The sequence below is a fragment of the Dyadobacter sp. BHUBP1 genome, assembly GCF_050587785.1.
Classification (GTDB): Bacteria; Bacteroidota; Bacteroidia; order Cytophagales; family Spirosomataceae; genus Dyadobacter.
The window spans coordinates 70,826-93,019 of sequence record NZ_JBOBIH010000013.1 but is presented as its reverse complement, the minus strand read 5'-3'; the positions used below and the strand labels follow the sequence as shown (position 1 = coordinate 93,019).

Sequence of the window (22,194 nt, the reverse complement as noted above, 5' to 3'; positions counted from 1 at the left end):
ATGAAGGATTTTCAAAAAATCCCGTGGATAACGCCTGTTATATTATGGGCGGCTTTCCTCTCTGTTTTTTCCCACAGACTGTTCGCTCAGAAGATCGTACGATACGACTTATATGTACAAGATACTATCGTCAATTTCACAGGTACACTCAAAAGAGCCATCGCGGTGAATGGACAAATCCCCATGCCTACCCTGACATTTACGGAAGGCGACACCGCAGAAATCTACGTACACAACGAGCTTGATGAAGAAACCTCGCTCCATTGGCACGGGTTGTTCCTTCCCAACCAATACGACGGCGTACCTAACCTCACGCAAATGCCCATCAAGCCGCATACGACACATTTATACCGCTTTGCCATTATTCAGAACGGAACGCACTGGTACCACAGCCATACCGAATTGCAGGAGCAGATCGGCATGTACGGCTCCATGATCCTTAACAAAAAACAAGAACCGGCCATACCGACCGTGCCTATTATCCTCAGCGAATGGACGGACATGAACCCGAATAATGTACACCGGATGCTGCACAATGCCAGCGACTGGTTTGCCATTAAAAAGGGCGCGACGCAGAGCTACTCGGAGGCGATCGCGCAGGGTTATTTCAAAACCAAAATAGGAAATGAATGGAAACGGATGACAGCGATGGACGTCAGTGACGTGTATTACGACCGTTTTTTGATCAATGGAAAGAATGAAAGCCAGCTTTCCCAGTTCAAACCCGGCGACAAGGTTCGTCTCAGAATTTCCAACGGAGGGGCTTCTACGTATTTCTGGCTCACGTACGCGGGCGGAAAAATGACCGTGGTCGCTACGGACGGCAACGATGTCGAGCCCGTGGAAGTAGACAGGCTGATCATTGCCGTTTCGGAAACGTACGACGTGATTGTTACCATTCCGGATGTCAAACCGGGTGCCGCGCCGGTCGCCTACGAATTTTTGGCTACCTCGGAAGACCGTACCAAATCGGCCTCGTTGTATCTGGGGGAAGGTGTAAGACAACTCGCGTCGCCATTGCCCCGGCTCAAATATTTCGAAGGGATGAAAATGATGAACGGGATGATGAAAATGGACGGTAACCTGGACGATATGGGCATGAAAATGAGCCTGAACCAGATGGACATGAATGTGGTCATGTACCCGGAAATCACAGGCCCTCAGAAAAGCAGAAAGAAGGAACCCGGCACGGGCAATACACAGATAGACAAATCGGATATGAATAGCGGCGATGGCCATGCCAATATGTATAACAGTAATGCATTGTCGTCGATCACCACGTTGAACTACGCCATGCTCAAATCACCGGAGCCGACTTCGATCCGCAAAGATGCGCCAGTGAAAGAGCTGCGCTTCACGCTTACCGGGAACATGAACCGTTACGTATGGAGCATGGACAACAAGGTGGTTTCGGAACGGGACAAGATCCTGATCAGAAAGGGCGAGAACATCCGGATGATCATCTACAACAATTCCATGATGCGGCACCCGATGCACCTTCACGGGCACGATTTCAGGGTACTCAACGGCCAGGGAGCCAATGCGCCGTTGAAAAATGTGATCGACATTATGCCCATGGAAACGGACACCCTGGAATTTGCTGCTACCGAAAGCGGGGACTGGTTTTTCCACTGCCATATTCTGTATCACATGATGAGCGGAATGGGCGGGATCTTCTCCTATGAGAATTCGCCCGCCAATCCCGAAATACCCAACCCGAGGCTAGCGCGGCGCAAGTTGTTCGCCGACGACCGGATGTTTCACTTCATGGCGGAAAACGACTTTGCCACCAACGGGAACGACGGCCAGGCGATGGTACAAAACACACGCTGGAGCATTGGTTCGGAATGGCGGCTGGGCTATAACGACCACCATGGCTACGAGGTGGAAACGCACCTGGGCCGGTATATCGGCAGAATGCAGTGGCTAATGCCCTTTATTGGCTTCGACTGGCGGTACCGCAAAATGGGAATGGACGAAGTGGAGAGCAACCTGTTCGGTCAGCGGAATACCAAAGACCGGAGAGCGCTGTTCAGCGCCGGTGTAAACTATGTGCTGCCGATGCTGGTGACGGCTCAGGCAGAGATTTTCACCGACGGCAATGTCCGCTTTCAACTGGAAAGAATGGACATACCCGTCTCGCGCCGTCTGCGAATGAACCTGATGGTCAATACCGATAAAGAATACATGGCGGCCCTCCGGTACATTTTTACCCGGAACATCGGTGCCACCGCGCATTACGACAGTGACATGGGATTCGGGCTCGGGCTAACGCTAAACTATTGATATCTCCTTCAAAAACTCACTCCCGCCCTCCGGGGACACGCGCAATACCGGGTCGGGAGGGCGGGATATGGAGCTTTTACCTGGTGTATTATCCCAGGGAAACAACCCGCTGAGCCTCTACCGACCGGGTATTCAACTCGATGTTTTTCACCTCCTTGTGTTTTCCGTCGATCAGGACCACCTTGTAAGAACCGTCCGGCAGCTGGCTCAGATCAAATTTGGTGCGGGTGGCGACATCGTCTTTGTCAATAACCTTAGATGCCAATGTATGCCCGAATTGATCCAGGACATTTACGGATACCTCTCTTTCAGCTTTAATGACATTCACTTCGATTTTTCCATTGGCTGTGGTTACGACCCAAAACCGGGTTTCAACTTCTTCGGCGGTAGGGTTGGAAACCGCCGTTTCCGATTGCGCATAACCTAAGGAAGAGAAGGCGAGAGAAGCTGTGAGGAAGAGGGATGCGATGAGCGTTTTCATGGTTACCTATGTTTAAATATGATTGTTTAACGTTTGTCGGCAGCGTCATTGCTGCCGGCTTCCGATACAATGTTAAGCACCCGGTTTCGCCTCCCAAAACGGATTCGACGGATAGGCACAGAACAGCGACAGATCAACCCAATCGGACTTTAAACAACAGAAAATAAGACACTTATCCAGAAAAACGCTCGTTCATAGAGTAAAATCAAGGATTCATAGAGTAGTAACCGGAGTTCATTGAGTACGAAGGATTTCGGTTACAAACAATGCAGCGCATCCGATGGAAAGCGGTGTTTGAAACACTACCGTCGATTCCTGTCGACGGGGTTCGGCCTGACGATTTGAAATTGGAATAATCCTTGAAATAAAATTCAAAATGTTAAATAAATTAATAGAATAATTCTAATAAAGGCACGATTATTGGATATAGAATCTTGGAATCCCGGCGGATTGTAGATACATTCAATCAACCATTACTTATTCCGTCCCCTCAGTGGTGAGTCAGACAGATATTACTTATTCATGTAAACATCAACTGATCATGGAAAACGTGAAAGCGATTGTGAAACAGGTTGTAAAGATCTGGCGTCTTTATAAAACCCAGCAACTGGTACTGACAGCTGCGATGCGCGAGGAGATTCCGTTTCAACTCAGAACGTTGTTGAGCCGGGATTACATGATTTGCTCACTGTTGAAAAAGGAGATGGCTAACTTCTATGACGGCCTTCGGTGCTGCATGGCCGACAGGTTTCGTCCCGATAGTGCGGGAAGCATCACCGCCGCCACCGGGCGGGACATTCAGACAACCCTCGAAAGCATCGCGATTGCCCACCGGCAGATCATCACTGAATATGGTATATTGCTCGATCTGGCCGAAGATTCCAATATCAACACCCAAATTATCCACCAGCATAGGAAGCAGATGGTCAAAATGACCGATGACCTCCTGATGCACTCGGAAAAAATACAGCCGGCAAAGGAACATGGCTACGCTTCCTTTTAAGACTGGCAGCTAATAAAATAGGACGACGATTCAAATGCATTCTGGATTCCGGTTAATTTGCGGTAAAAAACCAGCATGCAACTCGATCTTCATCATCAAACCATCCTGAATTACCTGACGCAGACCGACAAGCCTATTTTTCTGACCGGAAGGGCGGGCACAGGTAAAACAACCTTTCTGCAACATATCCGCCTCAACCTGGCCAAAGAGATGGTCGTCGTTGCCCCGACGGCCGTGGCAGCCATTAATGCGGGCGGCGTTACCATCCATTCATTTTTCCAGGTTCCGCTGGGTCCTTTAATGCCCGGCATTCGCGGGAAGACTGCCGCTCAGCCGGCCATCCGATCTGTAAATCCGGAGAAAGAAAAAATGCTTCGGCGAATGCAGCTGCTGATCATCGATGAGATCAGTATGGTGCGGGCGGACACGTTCGACTACCTCGACGCACTACTCCGGGTCGTGAGGGCCTCCGCGAGGCCTTTCGGCGGCGTTCAGCTGCTGATGATCGGCGATCCTTACCAGTTGCCGCCCGTGGCGAACAACGACTGGGAGATGTTAAGTTCTCTTTATAGAAGCCCTTATTTCTTCGACAGCCTCGTGTGGAGCGCGTCCGGCTTTCTCACCTTTGAGTTATCCCGTGTTTACCGTCAGAGCGACCCGGTTTTTATCGACATCCTCAACAATGTCAGGGATGGTAAGGTTACTGAAAACACGCTGTCCGCGCTAAACGAACGGTATATTCCCCAGCCGGACTTTGACCTATCCGACTACGTTACCCTTTCCACCCACAACAACAAGGTCAAAGAGATCAACCAGCAGCGCCTCGACGCATTGCAAAGCCCAGAACACGTTTTCAGCGCCACTATTTCGGCCGACTTTCCTGCGGAGGCGTATCCGGCGGAAAAGGAGCTTGTCCTTAAAGAAGGGGCTTATGTGATGTTTGTCAAAAACGACAGCTCGGGAAAGAAACAATATTACAACGGGCGCGCGGCGCGGGTCACGCATATCGGGAACGGGCGTGTGCACGTCACCTTTTTGGACGACGGCTCTGACTTTGTCGTAGTCCCTGAAATCTGGCAGAATGTGAAATACGCCTTGTCTGAGACCGAAGGTAAAATCAGTGAATCGACTGCGGGAACATTTACGCAGCTGCCTTTGAGATTGTCCTGGGCGGTAACCATTCATAAAAGTCAGGGTCTGACCTTTGACAAGCTGGTTGTCGACGTACGTACCGCATTTGCACCCGGACAGGTGTATGTTGCTCTAAGCCGGTGCCGATCGCTGGAAGGCCTGGTATTACTTCAACCTATCAGCGCCGCGAATGTGATGGTAGCGCCTGCCGTGAAAGCCTTCATGCAAAACGCCTCTATTAATGCCTACGACGATTCCCGCCTGGCCGCACTGCACCTTCATTGTCTGCGGGAGACGGTGCTGGATCTCTTTGACTTTACGATTCTCGCAGAATACTGGGAGCAGGTTTTAGGATTTATCAGGGAAAATGATCGGGACAATGGGTCTGCCGGACAAGGGACTAATACAATATCCAGTCTGATTAATGCCGATCTGGTCAGGGTCGGTATCCGTTTTCGCAGGCAAGAACTACTGGCTCTCCTGAATTCGACAGAGAAGCCGAGTTCCGAAGCGCTGCCCGAAAGGTTAACCAAAGCCACTGGTTATTTCTTTTCCAAACTCGGCGAAACGGAGCGGGAAGTAAACCATCTGCTTTCCCAATGGGATCAGCGCGCACCGGATCCGGATTTTCACCTACCCGCGGCGCGACTAAGGTATTGCCTCGCGCTGAAAGCGGGCATCTTTCTAAGATTATCAGAGGCTCAAAGCCTGGATGAACTGGTTCTGACGGCCGAAAGGGCGCTAAGCCAATATCAATCTGGCGTGGGGGAAACAAAATCTGCCGCCAGTCGCAAGAAGCAGCCCATCAATGAAGCACTCTTCGACAAACTCGTTGAATGGCGGGCCCATTTCGCCGAACAACGAAACACGCAGCCGTACACGATTGTATCGGATTCCGTGCTGGCACGGGTAGCCGACAAGATGCCCCATACATTGACCCAGTTATCACAAATCAAAAATTTCGGACAAGCCAGGGCCTCCGACTTCGGTCAGGACATTATCCGTATCGTCCTGGCCAACAATGGGGCTGCCCAGCTTTTTTAGCGGTTTGCGTCACAAGCTCATTCCGCCGTCGACGAAAATATTCTGGCCGGTAATGAACTTTCCTGCGTCCGAGGCTAAAAGGACGGCCATCGCGGCACAGTCGAGAGGCTCTCCTACTGTTCCCAGCGGCGTTTCCTGCCTTTTCGTGATGCGTTCTTCAACCTTGGGCACCGGCTCCTGAATACGGGGTGTGTCAATCACGCCGGGCGCGAGGTTGTTGACCGTCACTCCCTTGTCGGCCAGCTGCATGGCCAGGTTCTGGACCATATTGAGCACGGCAGCTTTGCTGGCCGCATACACCAGCATAGCGGGATGCGGCTTTACTTGCTGGACACTCCCGATCGTGATAATGCGTCCCCAACCCTTTTGGATCATCGAAGGCGAAAACCGCTGTATCAGCAGCATCGTCGATTTCACATTGACATTCATCTGGATATCGAAGTCGCGCTGCGTGATCTGCTCCCAGGGTTTTGCAATCTGCATGGACGCATTGATGACCAGGATATCCGGTTTCACTTTTTTGCCCAGCTGCTTTTCGATGGATGCGACACTTCCCGTTTTGGAGAAATCAGCACGGGCTACCGCGCTTTTTACCCCGAACTTTCCAATCTCAGCCAGCACGTCTTCCACCTGATCCCGATCCTCGCGGTAATGTAGAATTACATCAGCGCCGTACTCGGCGAAAGCCAGTGCTATACCCTCGCCGATTCCCTGACTGGATCCTGTGATCAGGGCAGTTTTTCCCTTTAGACTGAGACTTTCAGAGAGCTTTCCATCCATATTATCTAACTGATTTATAACATCTTAAATTAAACAAAGACATAGACTCCGCATTTACAAACACATCGCTGAACGAACCATCAACCTTCCAGGCGATACTATTTTGCAATGGATAATGGCACATTTTTTATGTTTGACAATTTGCCTGCACTAAAACCAAGCCAGGCATTCGACCAACTTAACGATCGTCATTTATGCCCTCGAAGCTTATACTCGATTGCGGTAAAACGTTAAAAGACCGTGGACTAACCATTGCTTTCGCTGAAAGCGCGACTGCCGGACGTCTTGCTTCCGAATTTTCGTTGTGCCCGGATTCGGGCGGAATGCTGAAAGGCGGGCTTGTTTGCTACGATGCACAAGTGAAAGAATGTGTTTTAGGAATTGATCCCGGCCTGATTCAGCAGTTTACCCCTGAATCCGAAGAGGTAACCAGAGAGCTTGCCTTCCGCCTGCGCGACTTGATCAGTTCCGATCTTCAGGTGGCGGTGACCGGGCTTACAACACCAGGTGGAAGTGAAACACCCCAAAAGCCTGTCGGGACCATTTTTATTCATATTCTGATCAAAGAGCGGTCGATCGCTATCCGAAAGGTATTCGAGGGAACTCCAGAGCAGATCGTCTTGCTCGCGGCTGACCTGGCTGCGAAGACGATTATGCAAGAGGTGGAAACGATATGAGTGTTATTATTTTGTTTAAATTACAGCCAACAATACACTGAATTTCAACATAATACACTCACCACTTTAACATCCGTGAAATGACTTTACAAAAAACCCTTGCCGGCCTCTCCATCTTATTAGTGGTAGTCGCCCTGTCCTGTACGGACCATTCTAACCCGGGAGGGCCCGAACAACCTGATTGTTTGCGCATAAACGGAACGCCGAGGCTCTATCCTTGCGAATTTGAGATCGTTCAGATCGATGTTATGAGGGGCAGTTCCAATACCGACGTTTATGCCGCACTGACACCCGGCAATCACAATGTACACCTGCTCACCACAACGGCTTTTTCTTACGACCGTACAGGCACGACTACCGCAACACTCGTATACAAAATCAGGCTGCACGTAAAACGGATTGCCCGTCCTGCATTTGCAACGCCGGCAGGCTACTGGATCAGTGAGTCGGTGGCGGGAGGTGAACCGGACGATCCCAGTGTGCTCTGGCCAAACCGGTATTATCCTGCTCCGCAACTCAATATGGCCATTGGTGAAACAAGTCTGGTATTTTCGCGACTGACGTACTCAACGCTGGATGGCCTGTTGCAGGGCCAACCAACGATGGTATCGATACAGAATCCGGTTACTTATCAGACGCTCGCCGATCCCCCGTATAACTATGCCCTTGTAAGAGACCGCTCGGAGGCTTACTATCTGCCGATCAACGCTACGTATTCCGACGACAGATAGATGCCCTCCGGGAAACAGCTCTTTCGCCTAGTTACTCTTGTTATTTCGATCCAGGAACAGATACCGGGCATCATCGTATTTTACCGCTTTCGATTCCGTATTCAGAATCATTACCGGCGGCGTCGCATCGTTAGGCTGTGACGCCTGCCATTCTGGAAGTTTATCGCCATTTGGATTTCCTTTGATGATAAAGTTGGCGAAGTAATTCAGCATCGTTTCCGATACTTTGTAATCATCCGGTGTCCAGGCGTAGTCTTTAACCAGGTCCAGGTTCCCCATACAATATTCGATCTCGCAGGCATGCGGTGCACCAATGGGTTCTGGCATTTTATTGCCGCCCTGCTGGACGCCGCCGGCCAGGCCGGGCGTCAGGTTTTTGTCCACCAAAGGCGGGCGCAGTTTACTGTACAGGTAACGGTACACGGGCTGATTGCTGTTTTTCCGATGTACATCAAACCACTTCCAGGTGCTGTAAACGATGAACCGATCGGAAGCCAGATTTGTAGCAGCCCATTCAACTTCTTTTGCATTGCTGTGCGGATACACTTTCAACACCTCTTCCCAGTCATTCGGATAAGCCTCTTTTACCTTCTTGACCAAATTCTCTTCATTGATAGGGCCTTGTGTAAAAGCAGTTCCCGGAATCTCGGCAGAGTTCCAGCCCACCAGTAATGGAACTTGCGCCTGCTCTTTGGCTTTGAAGATTTCAAGCATAGGCTTTGGAAGAAAATAGCCATCGATCACGGAAGGAAAACCGAAACGTTTGGATTCCGTGTATGCCTCGTACAGCTCGCGGGTACTGGCTGCCCTGAGTTGGGCCAGGGAGGTGTATCCGGCCTTTTGAGCAAAATCGGCCCCGATTTTTTCAGCCTCGGCCAATGGTACCGCCGATAATGCGCCCATCCCTGAGCCGCTTTCACCAATTGCTCCGGCTATCAGGTTCTTCGACAGTGGCGAAGCCATTTGGGCACTCACCGAAACCGACCCGGCCGACTCGCCGGCAATGGTCACCTTCTTAGGGTCCCCGCCAAATGCTGCGATGTTTTTGTTCACCCATTTCAGTGCAAAAGCCTGATCCAGCAAACCATAATTCCCCGATGCTTTGTAGGAAGCCTCTTTGCTTAACTCCGGGTGGGCAAAGAATCCGAATAATCCCAATCGATAGTTGACCGTAACCACAACGATTCCCTTCCTGGCCATGGCTGCGCCGTCATAACGAGGCTCGGAGCCATCCCCGGCAACGAATCCGCCGCCGTAGAAATAGACCAAAACGGGAAGTCCGGTTGTGTTGCGTTTAGCAGGGGTCCATACATTCAGGTACAAGCAATCTTCGCTGATCCCGTTCGAGCGGAAACCCATGTCGCCGAATACGGGAGCTTGTATGGCACGGGGTCCGAAAGCCTTCGTTTGCTTTACGCCCGTCCAGTTGTTGAGCGCCTGGGGGGCCTTCCATCGCAGCTCGCCCACCGGCGGTTTGGCAAAGGGAACTCCCAGATAATATTGCAGGCCGGTTTTGGTGTCGTACAGGCCCTCAATAGTGCCATTTTCAACTTTTGCCTGCACGGCAAATCCATTGTTGCCCTGTGCGAACAGGCCGGTGTTACTCACGCAGCACAGCAGAAGTGCCGCCAGGAAGAAGAAAGTTTTCATTCTTATTGTCTCAGTTTGTGACAATAGTAATTGGTAATTATCAGAAGTGCTAACTATTTTTGAAGAAAATATTCAAAATGCCCAATACGGCCTATTTACCCCATATTGCTTACGATTCCGTGATCTTTGGGTTTTCGGAAGGTGACCTAAAAATCCTGATTATGGAGTATCATAATACCGGCCTGTTTGCCCTGCCGGGCGGGTTTGTACAATTACAGGAGAACCTGAATGACGCTGTACTTCGCGGTTTGAATGAGCGGACGGGGCTGACAGACATATACCTCGAACAGTTTTATACATTCGGCGATTTCAGCCGTTTTAACCCTGAAGTCATGCGTACCTTGCTCGAAGCCAACGGTATTTCACCCGATGACGGATACCAATGGATGCTGGACCGGTTTATTTCGGTGGCATACTACGCGTTGATCAATTACGAAGACGTGACGCCAAGACCCGACGCGCTTTCCGATTCCTGTGAGTGGTACCCGGTGAATGAGCTTCCAGAGCTCATCCTGGATCATCGGCATATTGTTGAAAAAGCCATCCGGACCTTGCGGGACAATCTGGACAGAAAATTAGTGGGCGGAAACCTGCTTCCCAGGAAATTCACCATGAATGAACTTCAAAATGTATACGAAGCCATTTTGGGCACCAAACTCCGGAGGACCACTTTTCAGCGAAAGATGCTCGCAGCAGACGTATTAACCCGCCACGAGAAGCATTTTTCTGGGAAGGCACATATGGCTCCTTACCTATACAGCTTCAAGTAAAGCGAAACAAACTCCATTCATATCCATAACAATCTATCACATGAGTACAATCGAAAAGGCTTCTGCACCGGCAGTACCGATTTCAAAAGCTTTGGTATCCAACGGGTTCTTGTTCATTTCGGGTCAGATCGGCTCCGCCGGCGGACAGCTGGTAACTTCCTCGTTCGAGGATGAGACCAGGCAGGTGTTTACAAATATCGAGACCATACTGAACGAGTACGGGCTGACATTCAACCACATTGTCAGTGTTACCGTATACTTGACCGACATGAGGTATTTCGATCAGCTGAACGCCGTGTATCAAACCTATTTCACCGACCGCTATCCCACCCGCACATGCATCGCCGTGGCCGGTTTGCCTAAACAGGCGCGCGTCGAGTTAACTACCATTGCGAGTTTAGAACTGAAAGCTAGTTAAGGCGCATTCCTTGATCAGTGATTAACGCGAGAATTAGTAACTACGTAGTGGCTAAGGGGAGCGGCAAATGCAATCACATGACTGATTTCCCCTCCCCTTATCAGCCAATCCAATAATTATGTAAAGGATGTTAGAAATTATGTAGAATAACCTGCTGATAATGTTGGTACTTGCATGGCCTACATCCTTGTATAGATAGGATTTAAATGCAATGGCATGGAACATCACCACCACAGTAACCACCCCGACAAGCAGGAGCACGCGCACTCAATGAAGGCCTCCGCTCACGCGCATCACGATCACGCAAGGCACGACGACGGGCATGGCGGACATGATAAGCATGCGGGCCACCATACGGCAGACTTTCTGAAACGGTTCTGGATTTGCCTGATCATTACCGTACCCATACTCTTGTTATCCCATATGATTCAGGAGTGGGCAGGCTTTCACTGGCGGTTTTCCGGCGATCAGTATGTATTGATGGCGCTGAGCACCATTATCTATTTTTATGGCGGGTGGCCATTTCTTACCGGCCTGGCAGGCGAATTGAAAAGCAAAAGTCCGGGCATGATGACGCTCGTTGCCGTAGCCATTACTACCGCTTATGTTTACAGCGTAGCCGTCGTGTTCGGGCTCGAAGGGATGGACTTTTTCTGGGAGCTTGCCACGTTGATCGACATCATGCTTGTTGGCCATTGGCTGGAAATGAAATCGCAGATGGCCGCCTCACAGGCCCTGGAATCTCTGGTGGCACTGCTTCCATCGGTAGTTCACGTTGAGAAGGATAATCAGGTAACTGATATTGCATTGAAAGACCTTCGCAAAGGAGATATTTTACTCGTTAAACCCGGTGAAAAAGTCGCAGCGGATGGATTTGTTTTCGAAGGCAGTTCCTACGTGAACGAAAGCATGCTCACCGGCGAGAGTATTCCTGTTCAGAAGCAGAAGGACGACAAGGTAATCGGCGGTGCAATTAATGGTGATGGGGTTTTAAAAATCCAGGTAACAGGAGCGGGCGATGACAGCTATCTCAATAAGGTCATCAACATGGTTAAGACTGCCCAGGGTGCCAAATCGAATACCCAGAACCTGGCCGATAAAGTGGCCGGTTGGCTGACACTGATTTCCATCACGGTGGGCGTGGTTACCTTCATCGTTTGGTATACGGGCGGGCAGGATCTGGCATTCGCCCTGGAAAGGATGGTCACCGTCATGGTAACTTCCTGCCCGCACGCATTAGGCGTGGCCATTCCGCTGGTCATTGCGATATCAACGACGCTTTCGGCAACGCATGGCCTGTTAATCAGGAACCGTACCGCATTTGAGAATGCCCGCAAGCTCACCACGATCATTTTCGATAAAACCGGCACGCTTACTAAAGGCTCACATGAAATACAGCAGATTATCCCCGTCGGCAATAAGGTTTCACCCGACGAAATCCTGCAGTATGCCGCCGCAATACAGCAGAACTCCGAGCACCACATTGCTCATGGGGTTATCAGGGGGTTAAAACAAAAGAACCTGGAACTCTGGAAATCTACCGATTTTACCTACATGCAAGGCATTGGTGTAACTGGCGTAGTGAATGGTAAAAAGGTGATCGCCGCAGGGCCCAACTATTTCAAGCAGGAGAATAAGCCCATGCCCGCCATTCCCGAAGAAGTCGACCAGGCCACGGATACGGTGAACTTCATTCTGATTGATGGAGACCTGATTGGCTTGATTACTTTCGCCGACAGCATTCGGGAGACCGCCGCGCAAGCCATCGCGGAGCTTAAAAAGATGAATATCAAATCCTTTCTTCTAACCGGAGACAATCAGAAAATTGCGGAGGCGGTCAGCCAAAAATTGAATATGGACGGCTACCTGGCGAATGTGCTGCCCCACGAGAAGCAAGACAAAGTCAAGGAATTTCAACGCAAGGGAGAGATAGTTGCCATGACCGGCGATGGCGTCAATGATGCGCCAGCCCTTGCCCAGGCGGATGTAGGTATAGCAGTGGGCTCGGGGACCGACGTCGCAGCTGAAACAGCCGACATTATCCTGGTTGACAGCGACCCGATGGACGTCGTTCAGATGATCACCTTCGGAAGGGCCACTTACAGAAAAATGGTGCAGAACCTGGCCTGGGCAATCGGCTACAACGTGATTGCCATTCCTTTGGCTGCCGGTGTGCTATACCCATCCTTCATGCTAAGCCCTGCAATGGGGGCCGTGCTGATGAGCGCATCCACGATTGTCGTGGCGATCAACGCAAAACTTCTGCGGGTAACGCCCCAATAGCCCGGATCTTCGCAGTACGGGTACAGCCCGCTCTGCGAAGATTCAAGACAACTTGGGAGCTTAGCGCAAAGCAGAATGCTCCATGGGCTTGAATCGACGATCAGCGCTCAATAGCGAACTCTCATGTCCGATTTCGAACACGCATAAAATTCAAAAAGGGTTCCAGCACGCTATTTGAGGACTTTCTGCTTAGGTATAGTTGTTTTACCACAGACTTTGAAACTGTCGGTGACCCAGGCAGGTCAATCATTACGACTGAAACTATCATCCTATGCTCCTGAACTATACCATTATTGCCTGGCGGAATCTTCGGAAGAACGGTACCTTTTCGCTCATCAACATATTTGGGTTGGCTACCGGCTTGGCGGTAGCGTTGCTGATCACGCAACATGTGCGGTTTGAATTAAGCTACGAGAATGCCAATCCGCTGGCCGACCGGGTCGTTCGGCTGTCCATGGATTACCTGAATGGCGGCACCGTCAATGCCCAGGATGCGGAAACATATCCGCCGATTGCAGCCAAAGCATTGCGGGAAATGAGCGAGGTGCAAAGTTACGCACGGGCCTATCCGTTACGCAACCGTCTTTCCACGGTGCAGATTGGCGACCGGTATTACCAGCTCGACAATGTGTATGCGGTCGATTCTTCTTTTTTTCGGATGTTCAACTATCCACTGCTCCGCGGTAAGGCAAGCGGCGTTTTCGGCAAGCCAAGGGAAGCGATCCTGACAAAAACCATGGCGCTAACCTATTTTAATACCTTGGACGTCGTCGGAAAAACGATCAAAATTCCCAAATCAGACGGCTACGTATTATTCGAAATAGCGGGAGTAGTCCCGGATTCCCCCGCTAATACGCATTTGAAATTCGATATGGTAATATCTTACCCAACGATGCTGTCAGACTTTGGCGAGGATGAAAATAACTGGAACAACAACAACGCTTACACTTACCTGCAAATCGCAGATGGTACAACCCATGAAAGATTTGTCAAATCGCTGGAAAAATTCAACGATCGTTTCTCGCAGGAAAAACGATTCCAGAACGAGCGGGTGATCGCGCAGAAAATCAGTGACATACATCTTTACTCTCATAAAACATTTGAAACCGAAACCAACGGCGATCCGCACGCGGTGTACATGCTGCTGGGAGTGGCGGTGCTCGTGCTGCTGGGCGCTCTGGTCAATTACGTGAACCTGACCACGGCGAAGGCACTGGACAGAGCCCGGGAAATCGGCGTCAGAAAGGCCGTTGGGTCCAACCAGCGCCAAATCAGGATGCAGGTATTGGTCGAAACCGTTTTCGTCAACCTGCTTGCCGGAGTATTGGCCGTCAGCATGGTAGCAATTCTCGAACCAGCCTTTATAAATATGACCGGGCTGCCGAAAGATTTCCACATGCTTGGTGATGTATTTTTCTGGAAAAGTGCGGGAGCATTCCTCCTGTTTAGTGTGACACTGTCAGCATTTTATCCATCCATTGTGCTCGCGTCGTTCGAGCCTGTAAAGGTGCTGAAAGGTAATTTCTCGACTTCTGTCAAAGGTGCTTTTCTGCGTAAGTCGCTGGTCGTTTTTCAGTTTGTCGTGACATTGATTTTGCTGGTACAGACGGTGGTCGTCTACCGGCAGGTGAAATACCTGCGGGTGCAGAAACTGGGGCTCAACATGGACCACACGCTGGTGGTGAAGGCACCCGCGGGAGTCGATAGACGGAACGATTACAATGCTTTCCGGCAAATGCTGCTCGAACAGTCGCAGGTGAAAGCGGTTTCGTTTTCTGGTACTGTGCCAGGAATGGGAACGGCCGGGATGGGAACAACAACGGGCGTCAATCTTTCAGGCGCCATCAAAAAAACGTATTATAATTTCCATATTACGGCCATCGATACGGCATTTATCGATCAGATGGACATCCGGCTGCTGGCTGGCAAAAATTTCGACGGGTCGACCAGGCTGGGTTTCCCGGACACGACCGACAGGCAACTGATCGTCAATATGGAAACGCTCAGGCTATGGGAGATCAGAACCCCGCAGGAAGCCATCGGCAAGCGGGTCGATCTATGGGGAAACCGGGCTACGATCAGGGGCGTAGTAGCCAACTATCACTACGATTCTCCGAAGGTGCCCCATATTCCCATTATCCACTTGTATTCGCCGCAGTTTGACCACTATGCCAGCGTTAAGTTTGCTGGTGGCAACCCAAGCGACCAATTGGCTGCCCTGAAGCGGGCTTATGAAGCCAACTTCCCCTATTCGCCCTTCACTTACTTCTTTCTGGACAGTGAATATGACAAGCAGTACAAAACTGAGGACCGGTTCCGCCAGGTTTTTGGTTTTCTTGCCATCATCGCCGTTGTAATTTCCTGTCTGGGACTATTTGGCCTGGCTACATTCACCGCTTCCAAACGGACAAAAGAGATTGGCATAAGGAAAGTAATCGGTGCAACCACGGGCAACCTTGTCGTTCTGCTATCCAAAGACTTTTTGAAGCTCATACTCCTTGCCACCACGATTGGATTGCCGCTCACTTACTTTCTGGCCAACGCATGGCTCGACAATTATGCCACTCGCACCCAACTCACGTTTTACATGTTTGCAGGCCCTGCTGTTACGATGCTCCTGATGGTGCTCGTTTCGATTGGAAGCAAAACGATAGCCACCGCATTGCTAGATCCCATCAAATCGTTGCGGAGCGAGTAAATTACATGCGCCTTAACCCATGCTTTCAGCATTCGTCATGAATAACACAAAACTACCGCGGATGGGATCACCTCCTGGTTAGTTGACAGCTTACCGGCCTCACCGCCAATCTTTTCAACTAGTAACTTCATAAGCGCCATGTTTCGGATATATTCATTGAAGCAAAATACATCCCCGCAATCCGCAGGGAGTATTTCTTAGTACCGGCAGTTTTGTTAACCTCACATCACTGTTCAAACATCCATCTCCACGAAAGATCTTGCCGCTTCGATGTCCTAGGGTACGGTAATACTTTTTATTTCCGCTGTGTGAGCAGAGAAGATGCCTAGTGCACCGTTGGAAATATTGCTTGGCGGATTGTTGGGCGTGATACCGCCACCTGGACCACTATCCGCGATCAGTGCAAGGGTCTTGTAGTAAAGTGCCACCCTGGCATCAACACATTGCATTTTCAGTGTGATCAAATCCCCGCGTTTCAATTTCAGATCTTCGTCATCGCTCAGTTCGAGACGCGCGGTGTTCTTTACACCGTTCTTTACCTCATCGTTCTGAATGAAATGCTGGTTCATCAACTTGTCATTCGCCAATAACTCGAACCGATAATTATTCCCTCTTTCAGCCGGGTCTACATATTCGGGAATAATGTTGAACTCGGTTTCTCCGCCGAACACGACCTCTTCTATTTTTATTCCGTCAAATGGAACCCGCGCCGGCATGGTGCTTTGCGCTGTGAAGGTTTGGTTTTCAGCGGCGACGGTCATCGTGTAAGTCCTGCCCTCTACCCCCTTTAAAGTTTTGGTGTAATAAGTGCCGTTCCCCTGCGGGCTGAGGGTATCGGAATTTCCTGCATTATCGCTGATGATTACCAACGCATTATCGATTGTCGGATAAGCGCCGGTTTCAGTCAGCGCAATTGACTTGCGGATTTTTACCGTATGAGGACCTTGTTGGTTGGTGATATTGGCTTCAATCACAATCCGGGACTGGTTACCCTTGTAATCCAGCTCTACTACTTTCTCGCAACTTGTCAGAAGCAAAGCAGCGGCGGTGGTCCTGAGAATATTTTTCATGTGTTAAAATTTGAAATTATAACTAATGTTGGGAACCCATTGAAATAGCGATGTCTGAACCGCGTCGATTTTCTCAGGATTGACTTTGTTTTCCTTGAATGTCATCATGTAGGGATTTTTGCGCCCGTACACGTTGTATAATCCAAAACTCCACGACCCCTGAAATCTTCTATGAGATGGCCGCTCGTAGGTGGCGCTCAGATCCAGGCGGTGGGTAGCAGGCATACGGTCCGCATTACGGCTGCTATATTGGTAGATAACCTGGTCGTTGAGCACATATTTACCGGTCGGGAATGTGACTGCATTGCCGGTGTTATAAATGAATGTCCCCGACAGCGTCCACTTGGCCGATAGCTCATAAATACCTACCACCGACAAATCGTGCGTTCGGTCATGCTTCGCATTGTACCATGCGCCGTTGTTGATTCCGTTGATTTGCCGTTCGGTTTTCGAGAGGGTGTAACCGATCCAGCCTGTCAGCTTGCCGGTTTTCTTTTTGAGCAATATTTCCAGGCCATAAGCCCTACCCTTTCCGAACAGCAGTTCACTTTCGATGTCGGGAACCGTGTTGATGTCAGCGCCGTCGCGGTAGTCAATCTGGTCTTTCATAGACTTATAATAGGTCTCCGCGTTGAGCTCGTAAGCATTGTCCTCAAAATTCCTGCTGTAACCAATGCTGAACTGGTCGGCAATCCCAGGTTTGATGTTGTAGCTGTTTCCTATCCATTGATCCGTTGGGCTGCCGCTGGTGGAATTGCTCATTAGATGCAGGCTCTGCGTGTTGCGCGCATAGCCCGCCTTCACACTGGAAAACTCATTCAACCGGTAATTGGCGGAAAACCTGGGCTCCCAATTGGTATAGGTCTTGCCCACTTTCCCTTTCGCGAGCTCAACCGACCTGACCAGCTCGTTGTTACGGTATATGTTATACGTATCCCCTCCGAGCGCATTGTAAAAAGAGAACCTGAGGCCGTAATCCAGGGTCAGTTGTTCGGTGGCTTTGTATGAATTGGATACGTACACGGCATTCTCTAATCCCTTGCGATCTTTCTTGGTGCTGACAATGTCGGTTCCCCCCGCCCTGGTAGGTGTAATGGTATGGTGTATGATATTAAAACCAAAGCGAATGTTGTTCTTCACATTGGCGAAGTAGGTGAAGTCCTGTTTGAGGTTCAGGTCTTTAATATGCGAGTTAAAGTTGGTTTCAGCGCCGTCGCTTTTGAAACCCACATTAAAATCATAATTGCTGTAAATGAATGAGGTATTCGAAAACAACTTGCTGCCAAGCACGCTGTTCCATCTTAAAGTACCGGTTGAATTTCCCCATTTACTTGAAAACAACGTCGAAATCCCCAGCACATCTTTACCAAAGTAGCCTGAAAAGAAAACCTTGTTTTTGTCATTGATTTCCAGGTTGGCCTTCATGTTCAGATCATAAAAATACAGCTTCGTGTCTTTCAGGTCCGAGGAGAGCCTGGCAAACACGTCCGCATAAGTGCGCCTGCCGGAGACGATAAACGACGACTTGCTCTTTTGAATGGGCCCTTCAATGGTTAACCGACTGCTTATCAAGCCGATCCCTCCGCTTATCTGGTAGTTTCTATTATTACCCTCCTTCATTTTCACATCCAGTACCGAGGAAAGCCGCCCCCCGAACTGCGCCGGGCTGTTGCCTTTGATGATCGTTGCGTCCTTGATCGCATCGCTGTTGAATGTGCTGAAAATACCCAGCAAATGGGATGCATTGTACACGGGCGCCTCGTCGAGCAGGATCAGGTTCTGATCGGTCGCACCGCCTCGAACCGAAAACCCATTCGATCCTTCTCCGTTGGATTTCACGCCTGGCATCAGCTGAATGGTTTTTACCAGATCTTTTTCACCGAATACGACCGGGATCTTGGCAGCCGTCTTCATATTAAGCGTCTCGGTCCCCATCACTGCCTGCGTGAGATTATCATCGTCCCTTTTGGAGGTCACCACCACCTCCTGCAAGCTGATATCATCGGACAGGTCTACATTGACTTTCGCGTTGGCTTCCAGATCAACAGCCACCGTTTGCTGCTGGTAGCCCACATAGGAGAACCGCAAAGTGTACCGCCCTTTCGGAAGGGATATCGAATAGAAACCGTACTCGTTGGTGATTACCCCCATGGCAGGCTGTTCTGCCACTACCACCGTTACGCCTATCAGCGTTTCGCCGGAAGATTTCTGTTTGACTGTCCCGCTTACCGTGTATTTGGATTGCGCCATCAGTAAGGCCGGACCAAATAGTAGCAAGAGACTTGTTAAAAACACTTTCTTACACTTCATGAATACAAACATTTTTTTGATCGTTTTTGCGCCGCGAACCGACTGCGATACAAATGTGTGATCTCCAAAAGGCCTGCAAAAATTAATGAGAAGAAGGGTTGGATTTATGCGATAAACGCACCGACAGGCTATTCCTCGCAGGCATAGCGGCTGAAAAACTCCTCCGCATAAGTACGTCCGATAGGAAACTCCTGCCCCGCCATATAAATCACGGTACCGCGGACGGCTTCAATTCTGGAAAATGGCAGGATGTAGCTCCGATGCACCCGTACAAAGTCACGGGCACCGAGCTTCTCGATTATGTCCTTCATCGGCATGCGTGCGACGATCGGCTTTCTGCCGGTGGTATGTATTTTCAAATAATCCGCCAGTCCTTCTATATAAACAATATCGGCTAGCGGCACCTTCACTAAACAAAAATCGGAACGGACAAACAGGTTCTTTTCCGCGCCTTCATTCTTTTTATAGATATAATCGAAATAATCCATTGCCCTGGCAACGGCCTGCGAGAACCGTTTTTGATTGATCGGCTTCAACAGGTAGTCGATCGCGTTCAATTCATAACTGGTTACGGCATATTCGCTGAACGCAGTGGTAAAAATCACCATCGTATTCTGCCTGAGCGATTTCACCAGACTTATCCCCGTCATCGAAGGCATCTGTATGTCACAGAATAGCAGGTCTACCGGAAATTTATTCAGGTAGCGCAGTGCCTCGCTGGGCTGCGTGAAGGTTTTCTGCAAATGGATGCTCTCATGTTTGTCACACAGCGACCTGATCACGTTCAGGGCGAGCGGCTCGTCATCTATGGCAATGGCTGCTATCATTGTAGGTCGATGTGCAGGGAAACACTAAACTCCTTTTCCGCGTCATGGATCGTCAGCAAATACCTGGACGGGTAAATCAAGTTCAAGCGGTGCCGGGTATTCTCGATCCCTAACCCGCTCCGTTCTGAAATATCCCGCTGGATGTCCACCTTATTGTTGACCACGCTCAATTGAAACTCTGTATTACTTACTTTGATTTCTATCCTGATACGGCTTTTTTGCTCCGAGTTGACGCCATGCTTGAAAGCATTTTCAACAAACGGAATCAACAGCATCGGCGCGATCCTGAGAGCAGGAATATCCGCCGGGCAATCATAATCGAGCTTTACGCTTCTGACCAGGCGCAATTTCTGCAATTCAATATAGTTGCTAATGTAACTGATCTCATCGTCCAGCAATACAAAATCCTGCTGCGTATCCTTAGTGGTATAACGCATCATTTCAGATAATTTATCGATCATATCTGCCGCTCGGGGCGAGGTGTCTATCACGATGGCGTAGATGTTGTTCAGTGTATTAAAAAGGAAATGAGGGTTGATCTGCGATTTAAGGGAAGCGATCTGGGCGGAGAGTTTTTCGCTTTCGGCCTGCCTCAACCTGTTGTAGATCGTCCAAAGAATGGAAGATACAATGGATAAAGACCACAGTAACAACGCATTCACGATAATGACCGGAAGGATTTTTTCTACAACCGGGTTGCTATGCAACACCAGGACGGAATTAAAATCCGCAAAATACAGGATGCCCCAAAATGCAGCTCCCGCCGTCAGGATCGCGCCCGTAAGCGCACTGAAATAGGCCCAATACCGCTTGGCGAGCAAATACCTCGGTATTAACAAAAAGTAATTGATGTAAAATATCGCCAGTAGCAGCGAGCTCAGCGCCAGACATAGGAGCAGATACTTCCGGTCTGCCGTAGGGTCAAGCGTATTGAAAACCTGGTCGGTTGGTACATAAGGGATTACCAGCAACAAAACCCAGACCAGGGCATGCATGGCAACGGCGACGCGAGTTACTTTCATGAGTCATTAAAATAATCCCCAAACCAATAATATTATTGCGTCCATCGCAAAAATTTGAGAAGAACGGGGATTATTTGTAGACCAATAAACAAAATTGACCGGAGCGTATCAGGCAATATCACAGATAGTAACACCCTGTTTCAGGGATGCAAGATCATCGTTGCGGCTGGGCATAAACTCCTGACCAACGAAGCCCGTATAACCCGTATCGGCAATGGCTTTCATGATAGCCGGATAGTTGAGCTCTTGCGTTTCGTCGATTTCCCGTCTGCCCGGAACGCCACCGGTGTGATAATGCGCGATGTATCGGTGGTATTTCCGGATGGTGGCGATGACGTCGCCATCCATGATTTGCATATGGTAAATGTCATAAAGCAATTTGAATTTCTCTGAACCCACCATTTCACATAACGCCGCGCCCCATTCGGTGCGGTCACACATGTAATCCTTATGGTCCACTTTGCTATTGAGTAGCTCCATCACCAGCGTAACGTTATGTTTTTCAGCAAGCGGCATCAATTTGCGCAATGCCACGGCACAGTTTATCATACCGTCCGCATCGCTCATGCCCCTGCGGTTACCGGAAAAGCAAATAACCTGCTTGTAACCGGCGGCCTGAACTTTGGGAATGAGGTCTGTAAACCCTTTAATGAGCTCATCATGATTTTTAGGATCGTTAAAGCCCCTGTCCAGGCTCCTGGTGAGGCCTTCTCCCCACGGAAGCGCGCACGTAAGACCGTGTTGTTTCAAAATGGGCCATTCCTCCTGTCCGCAAAGTTCTATGGAGGTTAGCCCGATTTTCTTCGCTTCGACTGCCAGCGTTTCCAAAGGAATCTTGCCGTAGCACCAGCGGCAAACCGAATGATTGATTTTTCCATTGAGTTTCGGGCCAAGAGCTTTTTGGGACGCTGCCATGACCTTCGTCATCGATAGCGGTAAGCCCAAAGCTCCGGCAACAACACTTTTTAATGCAACACGTCTGTTGGTTGTACTTTTCATTTAACTATAACTAT

General features: G+C 49.7%; 17 protein-coding genes. 9 read left to right on the top strand and 8 right to left on the bottom strand.

What is annotated here, in order from left to right; all coding sequences use genetic code 11:
• Positions 1-2,286 (top strand): multicopper oxidase domain-containing protein, encoded by a 2,286-nt coding sequence (locus ACQ4MZ_RS29860; RefSeq protein WP_430851440.1) that lies wholly within the window; start codon positions 1-3, stop codon positions 2,284-2,286.
• Between the two features lie 88 nt (positions 2,287-2,374).
• Here ACQ4MZ_RS29860 and ACQ4MZ_RS29855 read toward each other — a convergent pair whose 3' ends face one another.
• The gene (locus ACQ4MZ_RS29855; RefSeq protein WP_430851438.1) at positions 2,375-2,767 is read right to left on the bottom strand and encodes a hypothetical protein; all 393 of its coding nucleotides are present in this window, start codon (positions 2,765-2,767) and stop codon (positions 2,375-2,377) included.
• Positions 2,768-3,308: 541 nt separating this feature from the next.
• Between ACQ4MZ_RS29855 and ACQ4MZ_RS29850 the strand changes: the two genes are divergently transcribed.
• Both ACQ4MZ_RS29850 and ACQ4MZ_RS29845 read left to right on the top strand, forming a co-directional pair.
• Entirely contained in the window at positions 3,309-3,770 is a 462-nt protein-coding gene (locus ACQ4MZ_RS29850) for a hypothetical protein (protein WP_430851436.1), read from the top strand.
• A 75-nt stretch (positions 3,771-3,845) separates the two neighbouring features.
• Positions 3,846-5,945, top strand: coding sequence for an HRDC domain-containing protein (locus ACQ4MZ_RS29845; RefSeq protein ID WP_430851434.1), 2,100 nt, complete (start codon positions 3,846-3,848; stop codon positions 5,943-5,945).
• A gap of 9 nt (positions 5,946-5,954) precedes the next feature.
• On the opposite strand, the gene ACQ4MZ_RS29840 is transcribed toward ACQ4MZ_RS29845, so the two are convergent.
• Positions 5,955-6,725, bottom strand: a complete 771-nt coding sequence (locus ACQ4MZ_RS29840) for an SDR family NAD(P)-dependent oxidoreductase (RefSeq protein ID WP_430851432.1) — start codon at positions 6,723-6,725, stop codon at positions 5,955-5,957.
• 194 nt (positions 6,726-6,919) lie between these two features.
• On the opposite strand from ACQ4MZ_RS29840, the gene ACQ4MZ_RS29835 reads away from it, so the two are divergent.
• Positions 6,920-7,402: a CinA family protein gene (locus ACQ4MZ_RS29835; protein WP_430851430.1), complete on the top strand. Its 483-nt coding sequence runs from the start codon at positions 6,920-6,922 to the stop codon at positions 7,400-7,402.
• An 80-nt stretch (positions 7,403-7,482) separates the two neighbouring features.
• A complete protein-coding gene (locus ACQ4MZ_RS29830) occupies positions 7,483-8,133 on the top strand; it encodes a hypothetical protein (protein ID WP_430851428.1) in 651 nt (216 codons plus the stop codon).
• A gap of 27 nt (positions 8,134-8,160) precedes the next feature.
• Here ACQ4MZ_RS29830 and ACQ4MZ_RS29825 read toward each other — a convergent pair whose 3' ends face one another.
• Positions 8,161-9,783: a carboxylesterase/lipase family protein gene (locus ACQ4MZ_RS29825; RefSeq protein ID WP_430851426.1), complete on the bottom strand. Its 1,623-nt coding sequence runs from the start codon at positions 9,781-9,783 to the stop codon at positions 8,161-8,163.
• Positions 9,784-9,860: 77 nt separating this feature from the next.
• Between ACQ4MZ_RS29825 and ACQ4MZ_RS29820 the strand changes: the two genes are divergently transcribed.
• From ACQ4MZ_RS29820 to ACQ4MZ_RS29805, 4 genes are all read left to right on the top strand, one after another.
• Positions 9,861-10,553: an NUDIX hydrolase gene (locus ACQ4MZ_RS29820; protein ID WP_430851454.1), complete on the top strand. Its 693-nt coding sequence runs from the start codon at positions 9,861-9,863 to the stop codon at positions 10,551-10,553.
• A gap of 40 nt (positions 10,554-10,593) precedes the next feature.
• The gene (locus tag ACQ4MZ_RS29815) at positions 10,594-10,971 is read left to right on the top strand and encodes a RidA family protein (RefSeq protein WP_430851424.1); all 378 of its coding nucleotides are present in this window, start codon (positions 10,594-10,596) and stop codon (positions 10,969-10,971) included.
• 216 nt (positions 10,972-11,187) lie between these two features.
• Positions 11,188-13,254, top strand: a complete 2,067-nt coding sequence (locus tag ACQ4MZ_RS29810; RefSeq protein WP_430851422.1) for a copper-translocating P-type ATPase — start codon at positions 11,188-11,190, stop codon at positions 13,252-13,254.
• 271 nt (positions 13,255-13,525) lie between these two features.
• The gene (locus ACQ4MZ_RS29805; RefSeq protein WP_430851420.1) at positions 13,526-15,952 is read left to right on the top strand and encodes an ABC transporter permease; all 2,427 of its coding nucleotides are present in this window, start codon (positions 13,526-13,528) and stop codon (positions 15,950-15,952) included.
• 275 nt (positions 15,953-16,227) lie between these two features.
• Here the strand turns inward: ACQ4MZ_RS29805 and ACQ4MZ_RS29800 are convergent, their stop codons facing one another.
• From ACQ4MZ_RS29800 to ACQ4MZ_RS29780, 5 genes are all read right to left on the bottom strand, one after another.
• Positions 16,228-17,022: a DUF4249 domain-containing protein gene (locus ACQ4MZ_RS29800; protein WP_430851418.1), complete on the bottom strand. Its 795-nt coding sequence runs from the start codon at positions 17,020-17,022 to the stop codon at positions 16,228-16,230.
• Positions 17,023-17,025: 3 nt separating this feature from the next.
• Positions 17,026-19,332: a TonB-dependent receptor gene (locus ACQ4MZ_RS29795; protein ID WP_430851416.1), complete on the bottom strand. Its 2,307-nt coding sequence runs from the start codon at positions 19,330-19,332 to the stop codon at positions 17,026-17,028.
• Positions 19,333-19,460: 128 nt separating this feature from the next.
• Positions 19,461-20,159, bottom strand: coding sequence for a LytR/AlgR family response regulator transcription factor (locus ACQ4MZ_RS29790; RefSeq protein ID WP_430851414.1), 699 nt, complete (start codon positions 20,157-20,159; stop codon positions 19,461-19,463).
• Positions 20,156-21,181 (bottom strand): sensor histidine kinase, encoded by a 1,026-nt coding sequence (locus ACQ4MZ_RS29785; protein WP_430851412.1) that lies wholly within the window; start codon positions 21,179-21,181, stop codon positions 20,156-20,158. The genes ACQ4MZ_RS29790 and ACQ4MZ_RS29785 overlap by 4 nt, the downstream gene beginning before the upstream one ends.
• Positions 21,182-21,289: 108 nt before the next feature.
• Positions 21,290-22,180: a hydroxypyruvate isomerase family protein gene (locus ACQ4MZ_RS29780; protein WP_430851410.1), complete on the bottom strand. Its 891-nt coding sequence runs from the start codon at positions 22,178-22,180 to the stop codon at positions 21,290-21,292.
• Between the last annotated feature and the right edge of the window lie 14 nt (positions 22,181-22,194).